This is a genomic window from Erwinia sp. 2186, from assembly GCF_057812255.1.
The window spans coordinates 4,201,014-4,219,368 of sequence record NZ_CM173824.1 but is presented as its reverse complement, the minus strand read 5'-3'; the positions used below and the strand labels follow the sequence as shown (position 1 = coordinate 4,219,368).

Here is an 18,355-nt window from a genome sequence, read left to right as displayed (position 1 = left end):
AGTAACCCCTAAGGCTTATCCCCCTGGCCATACACCGGCGGCGAGGCGAGTTTCGCTTCCTGCCGACGTTCAGCCACCTGCTTTGCCGTTACCGACGCAGCCGCCGGATTGCCGAACTCGCGGCTGACAAAGTTGGCGACGTCGGCCACCTGTTCATCGCTCAGCTCCGGCGCAAACGGCGGCATAAACACTTCGCCCTGGCTCATCTTGCGGTGGACGCCGTTCAGCACCACCGAAATCAGATTGCGGCTGTCCCACGCGCCGGTGGTGGTGTGGTGGCTGAGCGAAGGATAGGCGCCAAAGCCTGTACCCGATCCGCCGCCCGACGCACCGTGGCAGCTGGCACAGTTGCCGGCAAACACCACTGCGCCGGCGTTCTCACGGCGCCAGGCGTCTGAGCTTCCCCGCAGCTGGCTGACGGTGGCGGTAGGCTGCCCCCAGTCATCGCGTGGTTTGGTCTGCTTATCATCGCCAACCGGCTTCACGCTGCGCAGGTACAGCGCGATATCCTGCAGGTCGCTGTCCGGCAGATATTGCAGGCTGTGCTCAACGGCTTCCGCCATCGGCCCGGAGGCGCTGGCGCGTCCGGCGACAAAGCCGGTTTTCAGGTAGGTGACCAGCTGCTTTTCGCTCCAGTTACCGATACCAGCGTTTTTATCCGGCGTGATGTTCCACGCCATCCAGCCGCCCAAATCGCCGCCGGACAGCGGGCTGCCATTATCCATGCCCTTGGTGATATTACGCGGCGTGTGGCAGGTGCCGCAGTGCGCCAGCGCTTCCACCAGATAGCGGCCGTTGTTCCACTGCGGGCTTTGCGCCGGATCGGGCTTAAGCGCGCCTTTATCCAGGTTCAGCCATTTCCAGAAGCGCAGTCCCCAACGCTGGTTGTACGGGAAGCCGAGCTGCGTTTCCGGCGAGGCAACATGTACGGCGGCCAAAGCCAGCAGGTACGCGCGGATCGCCAGCACATCTTCGCGGCGCATTTTGCTGAAGGCGTCGTACGGCATCGCCGGATAAAGCTGCTTGCCGCCTTTGCCAACGCCATCGCGCACCGCCGCGACAAACTCGTCCTCGCTCCAGCTACCGATGCCGTACTCGGGATCGGAGGAAATATTGGTGCCGTAAATCTGCCCGAACGGCGTGCTGACCGCAAAGCCGCCGCCAAAGGGTTTGCCGTTGGTCGCGGTGTGGCAGGCCGAGCAGTCAGCCGCCGTTGCCAGGTATTTGCCGCGCGCGATCTGGGCCGGATCGGCATGGGCGGCAGTACACATCACCGCAGTCAGGGAGAGTGCCAGCAGGGTGCGCTTCATGCGGTTGCTCCCAGGCTTTTCAGCACCGTATCGGCCATCCGCAGTGCCAGCGCGGTGCCGGTCAGCGTGGAGTTCACCGTCGAGGCTGACGGCATAATGCCGGTGCCGGCGATATACAGATTCGGGTGATCGTGAGTGCGACAGTCCGCATCCACCACCGAGTCTTTCGGATCGCTGCCCATGATCATCGTGCCGGTAATATGCTGATTGTTATCGTAAACGCCGCGCTTGCTGTACACCGCCTCGGTGCCACCCATCTCTGCCACCATCTTTTTAAAATCCTGCATCGACTGGTCATAGCCACGGTGAACGTAGTCCGGGAAGCGGTAATACACTTCCAGCCGGGGAATGCCCCAGGCATCCTTTTCGGTTTTGCTCAGCACCACGCGGTTTTCCGGTTCCGGCAGCATCTCCAGCAGGCATTTCAGCTGCACAAAACGTTCGGCCTGCCAGCGCAGCTTGTCGTTCAGTGCCCGGCCATAGAAGCCCTGTTTCACCAGCCTTTCGGTAAGATAGCGCACCGGCGAGGTGTTCGCCAGATCGACACGCAACGCCGAACGATCCTTGCGGAAGTCACCATCACGCAGGTTGTTGATGCTGCCAGGCCGCATCGGCCCACGACCAAACCACACCGGCTCGTCGGCATAAAATTCAACGGACGAACCCGGATGATCCATCAGGTTGCGGCCGACCATGCCGGAGCTGTTGGCGATGCCGTTGGGATAGCGATCGCTGGTGGAGAGCAGCAGCAGTTTCGGACTTTCAATGCCGTTGGCGGTCAGTACGAACTGCTTGCCGGTGACCCGATGGCTGGCTTTATTGCGGTCAAGGTAATGCACCGCCTGGATCACGCCTTGGTCGTCGGCCTCAATCTTGTAGACCACCGCGTTGGCGATGATTTTCACCCCGGCATCCAGCGCCTTACGGGCCGAAATGCCGCCGTGATACTGCGCGTCAATCGGGCAGACCGGCATACAGTTGTTGTTGCCGCAGCAGGCCGGGCGGCCATCGTAAGGAATGCTGTTGCGCGCCTGCGGGCCAATCCCCACGTCGTAGCCCAGCGGCGCCAGACGGGCTTTCAGCCGCTCAAAGCCGTAAGGCAGCGGAATGCCGGGCAGCGGATAGGGACGCGAACGCGGCGAGTTGAGATCGTCATCGCCCGATACGCCCATCTGGGCTTCCGCATCGCAGTAATAAGGTTCCAGATCGGCATAGCTCAGCGGCCAGTCGCGGCCGACGCCGTACAGCGTGTTGAGGCGGAAATCGTTGGGCAGCAGGCGAAATGCCTGACCCGCCCAGTGCCAGGTGGTGCCGCCGGTGCCGCGCAGGTATTGTGCGCGATAAGGATCCGGCCCTTTCTGGATCAGATAGTGATTATCCACCGGGATAAATTTGGGCTGCGGTGCCCAGGGCTCTGGCGGATAGGGTTCGGTGAAATCGCCCTTAAACGGCGAGTGACGGAAATACTCCACGGCCTGGTCCCGTTTGATTTCCGGGCCGGATTCCAGCATCAGCACCGAAACCCCGGCCTTGACCATTTTCAGGGCGGCCAGCGAACCGGCAATCCCGGCGCCAATCACCACCACATCTGCGCTTACATTCTCAGCCATGTGCATTGCTCTCCTTGCCTGGCGGTTGCGTCCAGAAATTGGCTTCACCCGGCGCATAGCTCGGAAGAAGCAACGAGGTCTTAACCACGCGATAACTGACGATATTCTCAAACGCCACGCATTCCGGCTTCTGGCGGTTCACCACGCCGAGATACCAGCCGGAAACCAGCGTCTGATAGAGTTCCTGCACCGCCGCCGGCTGGTCAGCCATCGCCGCCAGCAGCGCATCGCCCTGCAGCGCAGGCTGGCGATGAAGCAGGTCGCTCAGGCCGATCAGCTGGTTGTCCAATCCGTCGATCCGCTGATGCAGCCAGCTGTACAGGCGCTGCGCCAGCAGTGCATCAGGGCGATCCATGCCGGTCAGCGTTTGCGACAGCGAGACGAAATTTGCGGGCACCGTAATGGCCGACGCCAGCGGCGCACGGGCAAATGCGGGCAGCCACTGGCTCAACGCGCCAGCAACCAACAGGCCCGTCGAGCCGACTAACAGTCGGCGACGTGTAAGCGACATAAGGTGAAATCCTTTACGGGTTGCGCTCAGTTGAGCGCGGTAGCGGCCGACTCTGAGGCCTGATTATCCAGTTCCTGTTTGGGGGTGCTGACGCCAACCGCACCGACAATCTCACCGTGCAGGGTCAGCGGGAAGCCACCGCCAAGGGCGACCGCCTGCGGGATTGCCAGCACGGTGGTTTCGCCCTGTTGCAGGCGCTGCATAAACTTCAGCGACGGCGCGTGGTACAGGGCGGAGGTGCGGGCCTTGCCGATTGAGGCGTTCACGCAGCCCGGCGGCGCGTTATCAAAACGCTGGAAGGCGACCAGCAGTCCACTGGCATCGACCACCGCCACACAGCCGGTGCTGTTGGCGGCGGCAAGGCTCTCTTTGACGTGGTTGAGCACCTGGTCAGCCTGGGCGGCATTCAGGCCTGCGGCGGCGCAGGATCCTGCCGAGGCCAGCAGCAGGCTGGCGGCGAAAAATAACGGTTTCATATCAGTCCTTAACGTAAATCCGGTCCAGCGTATGCTGCCAGACAAAGGGGGTAAGCTGTTGATAGTTGAGGTCACGTTGCGCCAGCGCATCGACCAGCCCTTGCTGTGTGGTGACGATGCCCTGGCTCATCGCCGGGACCACGTTGACGTCCTGCAGGGTTTGTACCACTTCGCGCATCTCTTCTGCGCGGCGCTGGCCGTGCTCCGCCACCCGGCTAATCAGGTAATCCGGCAGAGCGGCATTCCAGCCCAGCGACGGGAAGCTGGCATGCAGCGAGTCCAGCACCGCCTGTTCCACACCGTACTGACGGGCGGCGCTCAGGCATTCGGTGGTCAGCGCTTCCAACCCTTTGATCATCACGCTGCGGCACATTTTGATCGCGGAGGCTTCGCCCACGTCGCGGCTGCGATACTGGCTGTTCATCCCCAGCGAGCGCAGCGTGACGTTCAGGGCTTCCGCCGTTTTACCGCCAATCAGCAGCGGCGTTTTCAGCCCCGCTGGCGGCACCGGGGCCATCACCGCCACATCGATATAGTTCGCGCCACGGGCCTCAATCAGTTCGGCGGCCGCCAGTTTGGTGGCCGGTGCCACCGAGTTCAGATCGAGGAAGGTCTGGCCAGGGTGCAGATCGGCGGCGGCGGCCATCGCCACGTTCAGCGCTTCAGAAGCGGTGACGGCGGAGAAGATCAGTTCGGCCCCGTCCAGCGCATCGCCCAGCGAGCGGGCCACGCGCACACCCGCGCCATCGGCTTTCTCCACCATCGCCGCGCGGCATTCGGCGCGATCGAACTTGCGGTCCCACACCGTGACTTCAGCCTGTTTCGCCAGCGCCGCGGCGAGAATGCCGCCCGCTTCACCAAAGCCAATAAAGGTTATTTTTGTCATTACAGCGTCTCCTGTGATGAGGAAAGCGGCCAGACGGACGCCGGGATCATCACCTCACCGGCAAAAATCAGTCTGGCGGTGCGCAGCAGTCCGGCGCCGGTCAGCTGAAGGCGATCATCGCGCTGCAACAGCACGCTAAATTCGCCGCCGGGATGCTCGACGCTCAGCCGCTGATCGCGTGCGGTGCCGACCCGGGCGAGGCCGTTGGCGACACTGCCCGCCACCAGGCAGGCGCTGGCAACGCTCACCGCGCCCAGCACGCCAATCGAGGCGTGGCAGCGGTGCGGAATAAAGGTGCGGCTGTTGATGGTGCCGCCCTGACGTGGTTCCGAAAGCAGCGTCATCTTCGGCACGGTGCGCTGGCTGACGTCACCCAGATTCATTAACGGACCGGCCTGCAGGCGGATGGATTCCAGCCGCTGCTTCAGTTCAGGATCGTTGTCCAGCTGCTCGCGGCTCTCGTAGCCGGTACGGCCCAGATCGGCGGCCCGCAACAGCACCACCGGCATGCCGTTATCGATGCAGGTCACTTCGATGCCGTCGAAGACATTGCGCGGCTGGCCGGTTGGCAGCAGAGAGCCACAGCTGGATCCGGCGATATCGCTGAAATTCAGCAGTACCTCCGCCGCCGTGCCCGGCACGCCGTCGATCTTCAGATCGCCGTCGTAGCAGACTTCGCCGTCTGGCGTGGCGATCTGCGCGACCGCAATCTGCCCGGTGTTCTGCATAAAGATCCGCACTTCCGTGAGCGGATCGCCGGCCTTAACCAGCCCGCGCTGGATGGCAAACGGACCAACCGCCGCCAGCACGTTGCCGCAGTTCTGGCCGTAATCGACGATGGCCTTGTCGACGTTGACCTGGGCAAACAGGTAATCGACATCGGCATCGGCACGTTCGGATCGCCGGACGATCGCCACTTTGCTGGTCAGCGGATCGGCACCGCCCAGGCCGTCGATCTGGCGGCTGTCCGGCGATCCCATCAGCGCCAGCAGCACGCGATCGCGACGATCCGCGTCTGAAGGCAGATCGCTGGCCAGCAGGCAGGCGGCTTTTGAGGTTCCCCCGCGCATCAGCAGGCAGGGCAGGCGGCGCTGGCGCATATTAGGTCTCCAGATCGTCAAGGGTGTCCAGGTAGCGCAGGCCTTTCTCGGCCAACCGTGGGCGCATCTGGTAGATGTCCAGACCCAGTTCGCCCGCCGCCATGCGCACGCGTTTGCTCTCTTCCAGCGCTTCGCGCTTGCGGGCGCTTTCCGCCACCTGCGCCGCTTCGCCGCGCGCCACTACCACCACGCCATCGTCATCGGCGACAATCACATCGCCAGGATTGATCAGCTGACCGGCGCAGATCACCGGCACGTTGACCGAGCCGAGCGTTTCTTTCACCGTGCCTTGCGCAAACACCGCGCGGGACCAGACCGCAAAGCCCATCTCACGCAGCGTGCGCGAGTCGCGAACGCCGTGATCGGCAATCAGGCCAATCACGCCGCGCGCCTTCAGCGAGGTGGCAAGCAGATCGCCGAAGAAGCCATCCACGCACGGGGAAGTCGGCACCGCCACCAGAATGTCGCCGGGCTTACACTGCTCAACCGCGACGTGAAACATCCAGTTATCGCCCGGTGCCAGCAGCACGGTGACGGCGCTGCCCGCCACCGATTTGTTCTGCTGAAGGGGACGGATGGCGTGATCCAGCAGCCCTTTGCGACCCTGGGCTTCATGCACCGTTGCCACGCCGGATGTCGCCAGCGAAGCGATATCCTTGTTATCCGCGCGCGGGATATTACGCACCACAACGCCTTTTTGACCGATCGCACTCATGCCAGATCCTCCGTCACGCGGGGGAAGATGCTCTGATAGCCCTCGCCGTAAATGATATCGCGGGCGGCGGTGATACCGACATTGCGTTTCGCCTGCACGCCACGCTGCTGGGCCACGCGGGTGTAGTACTCCCACAGGTGTTCCTGCCCGGCCATACACTGGATCGCCGCGTACTTTTTGTCCCAGACGCGGGTGATATCCAGCAGCACGTCCGGCTTCCAGTTGCACTGCTCGGGCTGGTGCGGCTCAAAGCAGTACACCGGCGGTGCGGCAACGATCTTCTCGCCCGGACGGTAGCCTTCGGCCTGGGCGATAATTCGCGCTTCCTGCGCCAGATTAGTCGCCATCGGATGGTCGTAGTTGTAGGGATCCTGCAGGGAATGGGTCAGCACAAAGTGAGGCTGCACGCGGCGATAGACGTCCGCCAGGCGGAACAGCGTCTCTTTGTCCGCACACAGCGGGTAGTCACCGAGATCGAAAAATTCGATGCTGGCACCGAGGATTTCGGCGGCGGCCTGCGCCTCCGTGCGGCGGGATGCTTTGACCTGCGCTTCGGTCATCGACGGCCCTTTACGCCACAGCTTGGCCGATTCGCCGCGCTCGCCAAAGGACAGGCAAACGATATGCACCTGATAGCCCTGTTGCTGATGCAGCGCGATGGCGCCGCCGGCACGCCAGACGAAATCGGCAGAGTGAGCGCTGACCACCAGAGCGGTTTTCGGGGAAGTTAACTCAGTCATATTCGGGTTCCTTTGCGTTTTTTTCATGCTGTCACGCGGGCGAATCCCCGGATAATTCATTTGATTGCAGTGGGTATGCGTTTTATTTATAGTTTGGCTCAGATCACAGGTTGAGAAGGAGCGGAAATGGCACAGGAAATTACCCGGCAGGAACTGACAAACCTGATGCAAATCAGGGCATTTAGTCAGGTTGTGGTTCAGGGAAGTGTCTCAAAGGCAGCCGATGAATTATTTCGTACCCAGTCGGCGATCACCCGCGCCATTCGCGATCTGGAACTCACTTTAGGCGTGCCGTTATTTGAGCGTCATGCGGGCGGTATGCGCCTGACCGACCTGGGGAAATGCATTCTGCCGCGCGCCGAACGGGCGATAGATGAGCTGCACGCCATCCCGTTATTGCTGAGCAAACTGCAGGGCAAAGGCGGCAGGGCGGAGTCAGAACCGCTGTGGCTGTTCAACGTCCGTCGCCTGCAAATCTTCGTCAGGCTGTGCCAGACCCGGCATATGCAGTCGGTTGCTCAGCAGCTGGGGCTTAGCCAGCCGGCGGTCAGCGCCGCGCTCAAGGTGCTGGAAAACGGCGCGGGCATCGCACTGCTGGAACGCACGCCGCACGGCATGATCCCGTCGCTGGCGGGACGGGAAATCGAGCCGAACATTCGCCGTGCCCTCAACGAGCTGCGGCATATTCCGGCGGATATTGCCGCCCGCAAAGGGGTGCTGGAAGGGACGGTGCGCGTGGGGGCCTTACCGCTCGGCCGCACAAGACTGCTGCCGCAGGCGATCGTGCGGCTGACCGCGCGGTATCCGGGCATCAAGGTGGTTACCAGCGAAAGTGCCTGGGGCATGCTGACGTCTGAAATGCGATCCGGCGAGATCGACTTTATCTTTGGTGCGCTGCGTAACACCGAAGAGATCAACGATATCAGCAACGAACCGCTGTTTGCGGAAGAGATGGTGCTGGTGGCCCGACGCGATCACCCGCTGGCGCAGGCACCGGTCAGCACCCAGGCGCTGCGCGAGGCGCGTTGGGTGCTGCCGCGTTCCCATACGCCCGCCCGTAATCTGCTGGATAACTGCTTCCTGGCGATGGGCATTCCGACGCCGGATCCGGTGGTCGAGAGCGGCGATCTGGCGCTGGTGCGTGGCCTGCTGCGCGATTCCGATATGCTGGCCGCCGTCTCCGCGCACCAGCTGGAGTTTGAGCTGGCGTCCGAGGAGCTGGTGGTGCTGCCGATCGCCCTGCCGGATACCCGACGGGCGATTGGGCTGAGCTACCGCACCGGCAGCCTGCCGTCACCGGCGGCCGACGCGCTGATCGGCTTTCTGCGCGAGGTGTGCCACGGCAGCGAGCCGCGCTTATAAAGAACGGGCCGCTTCGATCAACGCATAGCGGTAGCCACGAATGCCGTAACCACAAATCACGCCCTGCGCGACATCCGACAGGAACGAGTGATGGCGGAAGGCTTCGCGCTTGTGCACGTTGGTAATATGCACTTCCCACAGCGGCAGCGCCACGCCGGTCACCGCATCGCGGATCGCCACCGAGGTGTGCGTCCAGGCGGCCGGGTTGATCACCAGCGCATCGGCCTGCAAACGCGCCTGCTGGATCCAGTCGATCATTTCCCCTTCATGGTTGGTCTGGCGAAACTCAAGAGCGATATCCAGTTCGGCAGCGGTATCGCGGCAGAGCTTTTCCACCGTTTCCAGCGTGTCGGAGCCATAGGTTTCCGGCTCGCGGGTGCCCAGCAAATTCAGGTTCGGGCCATTCAGAACATAAATGGTTTTCATGCGTTTTCCTCAGTCGTCGAAGCCAAACAGGCGCTTTGGGGTGTCCCACAGGATTTTGCGGCGGGTGTTTTCGTCGGGGATCATTTTCTCCAGCAGCAGCAGCTGGGTGCCCATGTCCATCCGTTCGGTGGCGCGCAGGAACGGCCAGTCAGAACCCCACAGGCAGGCATCCGCGCCAAAGGCGTCGAGCAGCGCCAGCACATACGGCTGCGCATCGTGCCACGGATAGCGCTGCTGCGAGAACTTGGCCATGCCGGACAGTTTGACCGACGTCCGATCCTGACCCGCCAGCGACAGCAGCGCCCGGAATGCCGGCTGCGACAGCCCGGCGTTAACGTCCGGTCGCCCGGAATGGTCGAAGATCAGTTTGGTGCGGGTGCGGTTCAGCAGCGGCATCAGCGCCAGCAGCTGATCATCCTGCACCTGGATCTGCGCAAACATCTCCAGCTCCGCCAGCCTCGCCATCAGATCGTCGAGCTGTAAAAAAGGGCCGGTGCCGAGCATCGCGACATTAAAGGCAATACCGACCACGCCGCGATCCTTCAGGGCCGCCAGCGTATTGCTGTCCACGTCACGCGGCGTCACCGCAATGCCTTTCGCCCGGCCACCGGACTGGCGGATCGCCTCCAGCATGCAGCGGTTATCGAGGTTATAGGCCGAGGTCGGGCCGACCATCAACGAATGGCGGATGTTGTAGGCTTCCATCACCGCCTGATAGTAGGCCGGCGTGGCCAGCTCGTGACCGTCCGGATGGTAGCCGCTGTTGGCATCATAGGGAAACTGCGCCGGATCGAACACGTGATGGTGGCAGTCAATAATGGGCAACGAGGTCATCAGGACGCTTTCCCCGCAACAGAGTAGAGCACCTGCTGATTGCGGGTTTGCTGGAACTCTTCCAGCGACACGCCGCGCATCGCGGAGTAGATATGCAGGTTGGAGACGCCGACCACCGCACCCAGTTTCTCCAGCAGGAAGAAGCTGACGCCGTAATGGATCATCCCGCGCCAGTCCAGCGAGCTAATCAGCGTGCGCTCTTCTTCGGTCAGTTTTGCTTCGTCATACAGCGCCTCGGGTTCGTTGCGGAAGCGCTCACGCCACGCGGGCTGGATCATCTTGTGCAGGAATTTGTTGATGCGTAATGCCTTCAGGCTGCGCGCCTGAGTGAACGGATAGGTGCCGGGCAATTTCTCCACGCCGCTGAGCTGCAGGTTGATCTTATCGCGCTGGCGCTGATGCACATCCACCGGCGCTTCCCTCGCCTGGTTTTCAAGGATCAGCGTGGCGATGCCGGTCATCGACGGCAGATAATAGGCCTGATGCAGCTTTTCCACGTTGGCAGACAGCGCGCCGCGCATCACCAGCCACATAATCACTTCCGACCCTTCCAGCCCGCCCAGCGTGGCGTATTCGGCCAGAGTGATTTCGGTCAGACGCTGCGGATCGTTGACGATCATATCGACAAACTGCGCATCCCACTCCGGGTTGTTAAAGCCGCAGCGTTCACCGTGCACCTGATGAGAAACGCCGCCGGTGGCGACGACCGCCACCTTCAGATCTTCCGGGAAGCTTTCCACCGCGCGGCGCAGCGCCTGGCCGAGTTTGAAGCAGCGGCGGGCAGACGGGATCGGGAATTGCAGCACGCCAATCGCCAGCGGAACCACCTGCATAGGCCAGCCGTTATCGCAGGGTGCCAGTGCGGACAGCGGTGAGAACAGGCCATGATCCAGCGGCTTGTCCTGGAAGAACGACATATCGAATTCATCGGCCATCAGGCTGGCACCAATGTGCTGCGACAGGGCCGCATGCCCCTGAACCGGCGGCAAATCGCGCGGGCCGCCGCCTTCATCCGCCACCGCATACTGCTCATCAATGCCCAGCGTAAAGGCCGAATAGTGATCGAAGAAGAAGGAGGTGACGTGATCGTTAAACACGTACAGCAGCACGTCCGGTTTCTTCTCTTCCAGCCAGCGTTGCATAGGCGCAAAGCCGTCGAAAATAGGCGCCCAGGCCCCTTCCTGTTGCTTGTTATGGTCGACTGCAAAGCCAATGGTTGGCGTGTGTGAGACGGCCAGACCGCCGATGATAGTAGCCATAGTTCTCTTCCTTCACTTATCGGTTATTCATACTGCGCGAGAGGGACGGCAGGTCGTTGAGATCAACCCCTTTCAGCTGTCTTGCCACCTGCGCAGGCTTATGTTGCGTAATCGAGAGCGCCGCCAGCAGAGCCGGGATCGCTAACACAATAAAGATGCTGGTTTGCCCCGGGAACACCCCGAGCAGCACGCCGCCCAGCGAGGAGCTGATAATCGCGCCGCTGCGGCCAATGCCGTGCATCCAGCACACGCCGGTGGCGCGCATTTCTGTGGGATAAAAGGCCGGTGAGAAGGCCTGCAGGCCGGTCTGCGCGCCGTTAATACAGAGCCCGCTGACAAACACCAGCAGCGCCAGCATGTCCGGACCAAAGCCCCAGACGCCCTGAGAGACCAGGCAGAAACAGCCCAGCAGATAAAAGGTCGCGATGACATATTTCGCCTTCAGGCGATCCATCAGGCTTCCGACCAGCAGGCCGCCGACGGTGCCACCCAGCTGGAACAGCCCGGCGACGATTGCCGCGCGCTCCAGCGTGACGCCGCCCGACCGCATAATGGTCGGCAGCCAGCCGTTAAGCAGGTAGATGACAAACAGGCCCATAAAGTAGGTCAGCCACAGCACGATGGTGCCGCCGGCATAGCCCTTGCTGAACAGCTGCAGCACCTGCGCTTTTTTCGGCACTATCGGCGTCGACAGCACAAAGGCGGTGGTGGCAGTAAAGGTGCCGCCCATGCGGTTCAGCACCGCGGCAATTTTTTCGCGGCTGACGTTGCGCACCACCATAAACATTGCCGATTCCGGTAATACCCAAATCAGCACCGGCAGCATCAGCAGCGGCATCGCGCCACCGAACAGCAGCACCGATTTCCAGCCAAAGTGCGGCAACATGCCGGCGGCGATAAAGCCGCCCATCCCGGAACCGATATTAAAGCCGCTGTACATCAGGGTGATCATCAGGCTGCGGCGACGTTCCGGCATATATTCCGACACCAGCGTTACGCAGTTGGGCATCACCGCGCCAAGGCCCAGCCCGGTCAGAAAGCGCAGCAGCGCCATCTCCATCGGCGAACGGGCAAAGGCGCTGCCCAGACTGAAGCAGGCAAAGCAGGCAATCGAAATCAGCAGGATCTTCTTGCGGCCAAATTTATCCGACCACGGCCCGGCGACCAGCGCGCCAATCGCCACGCCGAACATTGCGGCGCCGAGGATCGGGCCCATCTCAGCGTGGGAAATGCCCCAGTCTTCAATCAGGGCAGGGGCAATAAAGCCCATTACGGCGGCGTCATAACCGTCGAACAGGATAATTAAGAAGCACAGGGCCAAAATCAGCCATTGCTTCCCCGAGATGGCGCGGGAATCAATCCATCCCTTTACGTCGACAATGTCGTGGTTGCTCATAGGGTACGCTCTCTGTTTTTTTTATTAATCCGTGACCGGGTTAAAAAAAAATCCACTCACCTGGGATTGACGGGTGGTGTTTTTATCTGTTTTTGAGGTAAGTCTGTTCTGTTTTTTTATTATAAAACAGCCAGTTATATTGTTGTTGTTTTGTTGTGCCAATACCAACTTAAGCAGGGGCGGCGGCTTTGTCTGCCATAAAATGGTTATAGAGGCATGAGTTTTATTTATTCTGTGAGGTGTGCCGTAAGATGAAACCGGGGAAGGGCGGCAGATCGACAATGTAAAGATGTTCAAATATTTCAGTGTGTTTCTGACGTTTATTGATAAATCGCGTTATTACTCGCCAGCGTATTTATTCTTAGAGAAATAAAACCTTTCAGTGATTTAGCCAGTGGATCTATTTATTCACCCCAAAAAAAATAATGATAAAGCGGTATATTAAAGAGACGACCATCCCTTTTATGGCTAATTGAGGTCATAGGAAAAGCTTATGTTTAATTAATGCATCCGGAATGCATTAATAATCATATTATTGATTATTAGGGGTTTTAGTTGATTACTTTAGTTTATTTAATTGGCTGGAAACGCGTGTGCTGAGAAATCAACGGTAAACAGGTTAATTTAATAAAAATTACATTCGCTTATTTCATCTGACTTAAGAATAATCTTAATAATTAATACCAGTCTAAAATATCAGAACTTATTACAGCAGATGTGTACATGCTTAAACGGAGGCAGTTCCTCTGTTAACACTTATTTCCATTTATTTGGCGCTCAGGTTTATTCCTGTCGTACTTAAAAGAGAGAATGTATTTTGACGACACTAAAACCCCTGTTAGCGAAAAACCGCAGTTGGGCCTTACAGCGCCGCCAACGCAATCCTCAATACTTTCGCCAAAACGTCGATTCCCAGCAGCCGCACTCGCTGTGGATTGGTTGCTCCGACAGCCGCGTTCCCGCCGAAGTCCTGACCGGCGCGCATCCCGGTGAACTCTTTGTGCACCGTAATATCGCCAATATGGTGGTGGCCGGTGACGATAATTTTATGAGCGTGCTGCAATACGCGCTGGAGTACCTGAAAGTCTCGCGCATTGTGCTCTGCGGCCATTACGGCTGCGGTGGCGTGCAGGCGGCGATAGCCTTACCGAATATTCCGTTGTCTGACGAAAACTCGCCGCTCGCCCGACGCATCACGCAGCTGCGTAATGCGCTGGCACCGGGACTGGCCGACGCCGAGGGTATTGAGGATGAAAGCGAAAAGCTGAATAAGCTGGTGGAGGCCAACGTCCTCGCCCAATTTTCTCACCTGATCGCCGCAGAGCCGGTGCTGAATATCTGGCGATCCGGCGTGGAACTGGATGTGTTTGGCTGCGTGTATGACCTGCAGTCCGGGCATCTGAAAGAGTTAATCCAGCAAAGTGCAGAGGGTAAATCGCCATGAACTTAAGTCATCTACGTCGGGATATCCCGGCGGGTCTGGTCGTGTTTCTGGTGGCGCTGCCGCTCTGTCTGGGCATTGCGCAGGCCAGCGGCCTTCCGCCCTTCGTTGGCCTGCTTACCGGGGTGATTGGCGGGCTGGTGGTCACCACCTTCAGCCCGTCTAAATTCGCCGTCAGCGGCCCGGCCGCCGGTCTGGTGACCATTGTCACCGGCGCCATTGAAACCCTCGGATCGTTTTCCGCCCTGCTGTTCGCGTTAATCATCGCCGGCGTGCTGCAGTTTATGCTTGGCGTGATGCGCGCCGGACGCTTTATCACCCTGGTGCCTGGCACGGTGATCAAAGGCATGCTGGCGGCAATCGGTATTTTGCTGATTATGCAGCAGATCCCGGTGGCGTTGGGTGCGGCGGAAGAGAGTGAACTCAGCTCGCTGGTCACCGGCGGCGCGTTCAGCGTGTCGATCCCGGCGATTGTGGTCTCCGGCATCGGCCTGTTTATTCTGTGGTTCTGGTCGACCAACACCGTCAAAAACATCAAGGTGCTGAGCTGGGCGCCCGGCCCGTTGGTCGCGGTGCTGTTTGGCTGTATGGCGACGGTGGTCGGCGGCAGAATGTTCCCGGACATCGTCAGCAACCTGCCGCGCATTTCTCTGCCTTCCTTCGACAGCCTGGCGGCGTTGACCGGTGAACTGGAACGCCCGGACTGGAGCGTCTGGCAGAATCCGGCGGTGTATATGATCGCCGCGACCCTCGCCATCGTTGCCAGCCTGGAAACCCTGCTTAGCCAGGAAGCGCTGAAAAAGCTGCGTCCACAAAATCCACCGCCGTCGCCGGACAAAGAGATGCGCGCGCAGGGTATTGGTAACCTGATCAGCGGCTTCCTTGGCGGCTTGCCGATTACCGCGGTGATTGTGCGTAGCTCGGTCAACGTCAGCGCCGGTGCGCAGAGCAAGATTTCAATCCTGATCCACGGCGTGTTGCTGCTGGTGTGTGGCCTCTACTTCAGCGAACTGCTGAACGCCATTCCGCTGGCCAGCCTGGCGGCGGTGCTGCTGTATACCGGGTATAAGCTGGCCACGCCGCGCCTGTTTGTTGAGCAGTTCCGTCAGGGCGCGCAGCAGGCGGTGCCGTTCCTTGCCACCATCGGCGGGATTCTGGTGTTTGGCATGCTGGCGGGGATTGGTATTGGCCTGGCCACGCAGATCCTGTTCAGCATCTACAAGAGCCATCGCGGGGCGATGTTGCTGACGCGCTACGACGATCACTTTGTGTTGCGCTTCCAGCAGAACCTGACCTTTATGCATAACCCCCGGTTGAAAGGCCTGCTGGCGGAAATCCCGGAAAACAGCGTAGTGATTGTCGATCACGACAACGCGGAGTACATCGATCCGGATGTCAAAGCGGTGCTGAAAGACTTCGGTGAAGGGGCGCAGAAACGTGGCATCGTGCTGAATCAGTGGCCGGTGAAACTCGCCTGATGTGACAGGCCGTTAAATGAGCGTCAGTCTTTTGTTGCAAATGCGAAATTGCGTTCTATGCTTCGGGAGCAAAATTGCGCATTAGAGGGACTGACATGAGATTTAACGGCCTGGCAAAAGGATTTTTCATCCTGATCCTTTTTATCGTAACAGTGGCTTTTCTTGATGTACTGGGGCCGTACTACTCTTCGGTATTGTGGGCTGCGATCCTCGCAGTGATCTTCCACCCAATGAAAACAAAACTCCGCCAGATGATGGGTGACCGTAATGGATTAGCCACCTTTGCCACGCTGGTGGTGATCTGCTTAATCGTCTTCACCCCGTTGGCCATTCTCGTTTCGTCGATGGCGATTGAGTTCAATGTGGTTTACACCAAGCTGCAGAGCAACAATATGCAGCTGCCGACCATCATGGCTGACGTGATGCAGCATTTGCCGGGCTGGGCCAGAAGCTTCCTGACCGAACACCAGTTGGATACCGCTGCGCAAATCCAGCAAAAGCTTTCACAGGTGGCGATGCAGGGCGGACAGTATCTGGCGGGCAGCGTATTCCTGATCGGTAAAAGCACCTTCGGTTTCACCGTTGGTTTCGGCATCATGCTGTATCTGCTGTTCTTCCTGCTGAAAGACGGTGCTTACCTGGTCAATCTGATCCTCGAAGCGTTGCCGCTGTCCAGCTACGTGAAGCATCACCTGTTTATGAAGTTCGCAGCGGTTTCCCGTGCGACGGTCAAAGGCACGGTGGTGGTGGCGGTGGTGCAGGGCGCGCTGGGTGCGCTGGCATTCTGGATCACCGGCATTGATGGCATCCTGCTGTGGGGTGCACTGATTGCCTTCCTGTCCCTGATCCCGGCGGTGGGGTCGGCGATTGTCTGGGTGCCTGCGGCGATCTTCTTCTTCGCCTCGGGCGTGTTGTGGAAAGGGCTGTTTATCGTCGGCTTCTTTGTGGTGGTCATTGGCCTGGTGGATAACATTCTTCGCCCGCTGCTGGTCGGCAAAGATACCAAGATGCCGGATTACCTGATCCTGATCGCCACCCTCGGCGGCATGGAAATCTACGGTATTAACGGCTTTGTGATCGGTCCGCTGATTGCCGCGATGTTTATTGCCTGCTGGAATCTGCTTTCCGGTCGCGATAACCGCGAAAACAGCGATGAGATCGATGAAGAGTTTATTGAAGAAGGGAAAGCCCCGCCGGAAGCCTGATCGGCCGGATGGGTGAAATAAAAAAGCAGCGCTCCGGCGCTGCTTTTTGCTTTATGAGACTACCCCGCCATTTCCCGCTTAAACACCTCCAGCGTATGGGCTTTGACGCGAATAAATTCCGGATGACTCATGATTTCGGCGGTGCGCGGACGCGGTAATTCAAACGGGACGATTTCCGCCACCCGCGTCGGACGCCGCGTCAGCAGTAAGATCTCATCCGCCAGGAACACCGCATCCTCCAGATCGTGCGAGACAATCAGCATCGTCACGCCGGTGGCCTGCTGGACCTGCTGCAGCTTATCGCGGATAAACAGCGTCATTTCAAAGTCGAGCGCCGAGAACGGCTCGTCGAGAAACATCACCTCCGGCTCGGTCGCCAGCGCACGCATGATGCACACCGTCTGCTGCTGGCCGCCCGACAGCTCGTACGGATAGCGCTGCAGATCGAAGCGGATATCAAACATTTCCGACAGCTCGGCCACGCGCTTTTTCACCGCACCGGCCTTCATTCCCCGGCGATTCAGCGGATAGGCAATGTTGTTCCAGGCAGTTAGCCACGGAAACAACGCATCGCGGTAGTTCTGGAACACATAGCCGATGGTGGTTTCCGCCAGCGTTTTGCCATCAAACAGAATTTGCCCGCGATCGACCGGGATCAGGCCGGCAATCATATTCATCAGCGTCGATTTACCGCAGCCGTTGGGGCCGAATATCGACACAATCTTGCCGCGCGGGAAGTCGAGATTCAGATCCTGATAAAGCGGTTGCCCGGCGAAGGTTTTATCCAGCCCGCGGATCGTGACGTGGGTATTGGGTTTAGGGTAGGGAGGATGGTTCATGCTTTGCCACTCCAGTGTACGCAGCGCTTTTCAATCAGCAAAAAGCCCAGATTCAGCAGATAACCAAAGGCACCGGTAATCAGGATCGACGCGTACATGTCCTTAATGTTGAACAGCTGCTGCGCGTCAATAATGCGATGGCCCAGGCCGGTTTCCGAGCCGATAAACATCTCGGCAACGATCACGATCACCAGCGCCATCGACACGCCGGTGCGCAGGCCGACAAAGGTTTGCGGCAGGCTTTCCATCAGCATGATGTCTTTGAACACATGCCAGCGCGAAACGCCCATCACCTGCGCCGCCATGATGCGGGTCTTTTTGGCATTCATTACGCCGTACGCGCTGTTAAACAGGATCACCAGCACCGCCGCAAAGGCCGCAATGGCGATTTTATTGGTGTCGGTAATGCCGAAAATCAGCATAAACAGCGGGATCAGCGCCGAAGAGGGCGTGGAGCGGAAGAAATCGACCAGAAACTCCACGCTGCGGTACAGACGTTCGCTACTGCCGAGCATCACGCCCAGCGGCACACCAATCACCGCCGAGACGAAAAAGGCCATTAGCGTGCGATACAGGGTGGCACCGATATCCTGATTCATGCTGCCGTCGGCCAGCTTGCTGAACAGATAGCTGACGGTTTCACCCGGTGAGGGCAGTAACACCGGGTTCAGCCATTTGGCGCTGACCGCCGTCTGCCACAGCAAAAACAGCAGCAGCGGCCCAACCAGCGGCAGAAGCTTATAACGCCATGATGACTTCATCTTGCG

At 59.5% G+C, this 18,355-nt stretch carries 18 protein-coding genes; 4 read left to right on the top strand and 14 right to left on the bottom strand.

The window, feature by feature from the left end; translation table 11 throughout:
* Positions 1-8: 8 nt before the first annotated feature.
* From ACXKZG_RS19710 to galB, 8 genes are read right to left on the bottom strand one after another with little or no spacing between them, the layout of a single operon-like run.
* Entirely contained in the window at positions 9-1,310 is a 1,302-nt protein-coding gene (locus ACXKZG_RS19710; protein ID WP_488875331.1) for a c-type cytochrome, read from the bottom strand.
* Complete coding sequence (locus tag ACXKZG_RS19705) at positions 1,307-2,920, bottom strand: GMC family oxidoreductase (RefSeq protein WP_488875330.1); 1,614 nt, start codon at positions 2,918-2,920, stop codon at positions 1,307-1,309. The genes ACXKZG_RS19710 and ACXKZG_RS19705 overlap by 4 nt, the downstream gene beginning before the upstream one ends.
* Positions 2,913-3,431 (bottom strand): sugar dehydrogenase complex small subunit, encoded by a 519-nt coding sequence (locus tag ACXKZG_RS19700; protein WP_488875329.1) that lies wholly within the window; start codon positions 3,429-3,431, stop codon positions 2,913-2,915. Before ACXKZG_RS19700 ends, ACXKZG_RS19705 begins: the two co-directional genes overlap by 8 nt.
* Positions 3,432-3,457: 26 nt before the next feature.
* Positions 3,458-3,907: a GlcG/HbpS family heme-binding protein gene (locus tag ACXKZG_RS19695; RefSeq protein WP_151038389.1), complete on the bottom strand. Its 450-nt coding sequence runs from the start codon at positions 3,905-3,907 to the stop codon at positions 3,458-3,460.
* A gap of 1 nt (position 3,908) precedes the next feature.
* Positions 3,909-4,793: an NAD(P)-dependent oxidoreductase gene (locus ACXKZG_RS19690; RefSeq protein ID WP_488875328.1), complete on the bottom strand. Its 885-nt coding sequence runs from the start codon at positions 4,791-4,793 to the stop codon at positions 3,909-3,911.
* Positions 4,793-5,893: a 4-oxalomesaconate tautomerase gene (locus ACXKZG_RS19685; protein WP_488875327.1), complete on the bottom strand. Its 1,101-nt coding sequence runs from the start codon at positions 5,891-5,893 to the stop codon at positions 4,793-4,795. Before ACXKZG_RS19685 ends, ACXKZG_RS19690 begins: the two co-directional genes overlap by 1 nt.
* A 1-nt stretch (position 5,894) precedes the next feature.
* Positions 5,895-6,608: a 4-carboxy-4-hydroxy-2-oxoadipate aldolase/oxaloacetate decarboxylase gene (locus ACXKZG_RS19680; protein WP_488875326.1), complete on the bottom strand. Its 714-nt coding sequence runs from the start codon at positions 6,606-6,608 to the stop codon at positions 5,895-5,897.
* Positions 6,605-7,348, bottom strand: a complete 744-nt coding sequence (gene galB / locus ACXKZG_RS19675) for a 4-oxalmesaconate hydratase (RefSeq protein ID WP_488875325.1) — start codon at positions 7,346-7,348, stop codon at positions 6,605-6,607. Before galB ends, ACXKZG_RS19680 begins: the two co-directional genes overlap by 4 nt.
* A 126-nt stretch (positions 7,349-7,474) precedes the next feature.
* Between galB and ACXKZG_RS19670 the strand changes: the two genes are divergently transcribed.
* Positions 7,475-8,710: a LysR family transcriptional regulator gene (locus tag ACXKZG_RS19670; RefSeq protein WP_106381798.1), complete on the top strand. Its 1,236-nt coding sequence runs from the start codon at positions 7,475-7,477 to the stop codon at positions 8,708-8,710.
* On the opposite strand, the gene aroQ is transcribed toward ACXKZG_RS19670, so the two are convergent.
* The 4 genes from aroQ to ACXKZG_RS19650 are packed head-to-tail and all read right to left on the bottom strand — an operon-like array spanning position 8,705 to position 12,625.
* Positions 8,705-9,136 carry a type II 3-dehydroquinate dehydratase gene (gene aroQ / locus ACXKZG_RS19665; protein ID WP_013200574.1) on the bottom strand — a complete coding sequence of 144 codons (432 nt, stop codon included), beginning with the start codon at positions 9,134-9,136 and terminating at the stop codon, positions 8,705-8,707. The two genes, ACXKZG_RS19670 and aroQ, sit on opposite strands and share 6 nt — an antisense overlap.
* A 9-nt stretch (positions 9,137-9,145) precedes the next feature.
* A complete protein-coding gene (locus ACXKZG_RS19660) occupies positions 9,146-9,970 on the bottom strand; it encodes an amidohydrolase family protein (RefSeq protein WP_488875324.1) in 825 nt (274 codons plus the stop codon).
* The gene (locus ACXKZG_RS19655; protein WP_455864201.1) at positions 9,970-11,229 is read right to left on the bottom strand and encodes a gallate dioxygenase; all 1,260 of its coding nucleotides are present in this window, start codon (positions 11,227-11,229) and stop codon (positions 9,970-9,972) included. The genes ACXKZG_RS19660 and ACXKZG_RS19655 overlap by 1 nt, the downstream gene beginning before the upstream one ends.
* Before the next feature lie 16 nt (positions 11,230-11,245).
* Positions 11,246-12,625, bottom strand: coding sequence for an MFS transporter (locus ACXKZG_RS19650; protein ID WP_013200577.1), 1,380 nt, complete (start codon positions 12,623-12,625; stop codon positions 11,246-11,248).
* Positions 12,626-13,442: 817 nt separating this feature from the next.
* On the opposite strand from ACXKZG_RS19650, the gene ACXKZG_RS19645 reads away from it, so the two are divergent.
* The 3 genes from ACXKZG_RS19645 (at position 13,443) to ACXKZG_RS19635 (ending at position 16,749) form a co-directional block, all read left to right on the top strand.
* Positions 13,443-14,069 (top strand): carbonic anhydrase, encoded by a 627-nt coding sequence (locus tag ACXKZG_RS19645; protein ID WP_106381793.1) that lies wholly within the window; start codon positions 13,443-13,445, stop codon positions 14,067-14,069.
* Positions 14,066-15,544: a SulP family inorganic anion transporter gene (locus ACXKZG_RS19640; protein ID WP_471720644.1), complete on the top strand. Its 1,479-nt coding sequence runs from the start codon at positions 14,066-14,068 to the stop codon at positions 15,542-15,544. The genes ACXKZG_RS19645 and ACXKZG_RS19640 overlap by 4 nt, the downstream gene beginning before the upstream one ends.
* A gap of 95 nt (positions 15,545-15,639) precedes the next feature.
* The gene (locus ACXKZG_RS19635) at positions 15,640-16,749 is read left to right on the top strand and encodes an AI-2E family transporter (RefSeq protein WP_013200580.1); all 1,110 of its coding nucleotides are present in this window, start codon (positions 15,640-15,642) and stop codon (positions 16,747-16,749) included.
* A 59-nt stretch (positions 16,750-16,808) separates the two neighbouring features.
* On the opposite strand, the gene ACXKZG_RS19630 is transcribed toward ACXKZG_RS19635, so the two are convergent.
* Both ACXKZG_RS19630 and ACXKZG_RS19625 read right to left on the bottom strand, forming a co-directional pair.
* On the bottom strand, positions 16,809-17,588 hold the full coding sequence (locus tag ACXKZG_RS19630) for an ABC transporter ATP-binding protein (protein WP_488875323.1): 780 nt from the start codon (positions 17,586-17,588) through the stop codon (positions 16,809-16,811).
* Positions 17,585-18,349, bottom strand: a complete 765-nt coding sequence (locus ACXKZG_RS19625) for an ABC transporter permease (RefSeq protein ID WP_013200582.1) — start codon at positions 18,347-18,349, stop codon at positions 17,585-17,587. The genes ACXKZG_RS19630 and ACXKZG_RS19625 overlap by 4 nt, the downstream gene beginning before the upstream one ends.
* Between the last annotated feature and the right edge of the window lie 6 nt (positions 18,350-18,355).

Coding starts and splice junctions, on each gene's coding strand:
- ACXKZG_RS19710 (WP_488875331.1), bottom strand. CDS start 1,310: ATGAAGCGCACCCTGCTGGCACTCTCCCTGACTGCGGTGATGTGTACT.
- ACXKZG_RS19705 (WP_488875330.1), bottom strand. CDS start 2,920: ATGGCTGAGAATGTAAGCGCAGATGTGGTGGTGATTGGCGCCGGGATT.
- ACXKZG_RS19700 (WP_488875329.1), bottom strand. CDS start 3,431: ATGTCGCTTACACGTCGCCGACTGTTAGTCGGCTCGACGGGCCTGTTG.
- ACXKZG_RS19695 (WP_151038389.1), bottom strand. CDS start 3,907: ATGAAACCGTTATTTTTCGCCGCCAGCCTGCTGCTGGCCTCGGCAGGA.
- ACXKZG_RS19690 (WP_488875328.1), bottom strand. CDS start 4,793: ATGACAAAAATAACCTTTATTGGCTTTGGTGAAGCGGGCGGCATTCTC.
- ACXKZG_RS19685 (WP_488875327.1), bottom strand. CDS start 5,893: ATGCGCCAGCGCCGCCTGCCCTGCCTGCTGATGCGCGGGGGAACCTCA.
- ACXKZG_RS19680 (WP_488875326.1), bottom strand. CDS start 6,608: ATGAGTGCGATCGGTCAAAAAGGCGTTGTGGTGCGTAATATCCCGCGC.
- galB (WP_488875325.1), bottom strand. CDS start 7,348: ATGACTGAGTTAACTTCCCCGAAAACCGCTCTGGTGGTCAGCGCTCAC.
- ACXKZG_RS19670 (WP_106381798.1), top strand. CDS start 7,475: ATGGCACAGGAAATTACCCGGCAGGAACTGACAAACCTGATGCAAATC.
- aroQ (WP_013200574.1), bottom strand. CDS start 9,136: ATGAAAACCATTTATGTTCTGAATGGCCCGAACCTGAATTTGCTGGGC.
- ACXKZG_RS19660 (WP_488875324.1), bottom strand. CDS start 9,970: ATGACCTCGTTGCCCATTATTGACTGCCACCATCACGTGTTCGATCCG.
- ACXKZG_RS19655 (WP_455864201.1), bottom strand. CDS start 11,229: ATGGCTACTATCATCGGCGGTCTGGCCGTCTCACACACGCCAACCATT.
- ACXKZG_RS19650 (WP_013200577.1), bottom strand. CDS start 12,625: ATGAGCAACCACGACATTGTCGACGTAAAGGGATGGATTGATTCCCGC.
- ACXKZG_RS19640 (WP_471720644.1), top strand. CDS start 14,066: ATGAACTTAAGTCATCTACGTCGGGATATCCCGGCGGGTCTGGTCGTG.
- ACXKZG_RS19635 (WP_013200580.1), top strand. CDS start 15,640: ATGAGATTTAACGGCCTGGCAAAAGGATTTTTCATCCTGATCCTTTTT.
- ACXKZG_RS19630 (WP_488875323.1), bottom strand. CDS start 17,588: ATGAACCATCCTCCCTACCCTAAACCCAATACCCACGTCACGATCCGC.
- ACXKZG_RS19625 (WP_013200582.1), bottom strand. CDS start 18,349: ATGAAGTCATCATGGCGTTATAAGCTTCTGCCGCTGGTTGGGCCGCTG.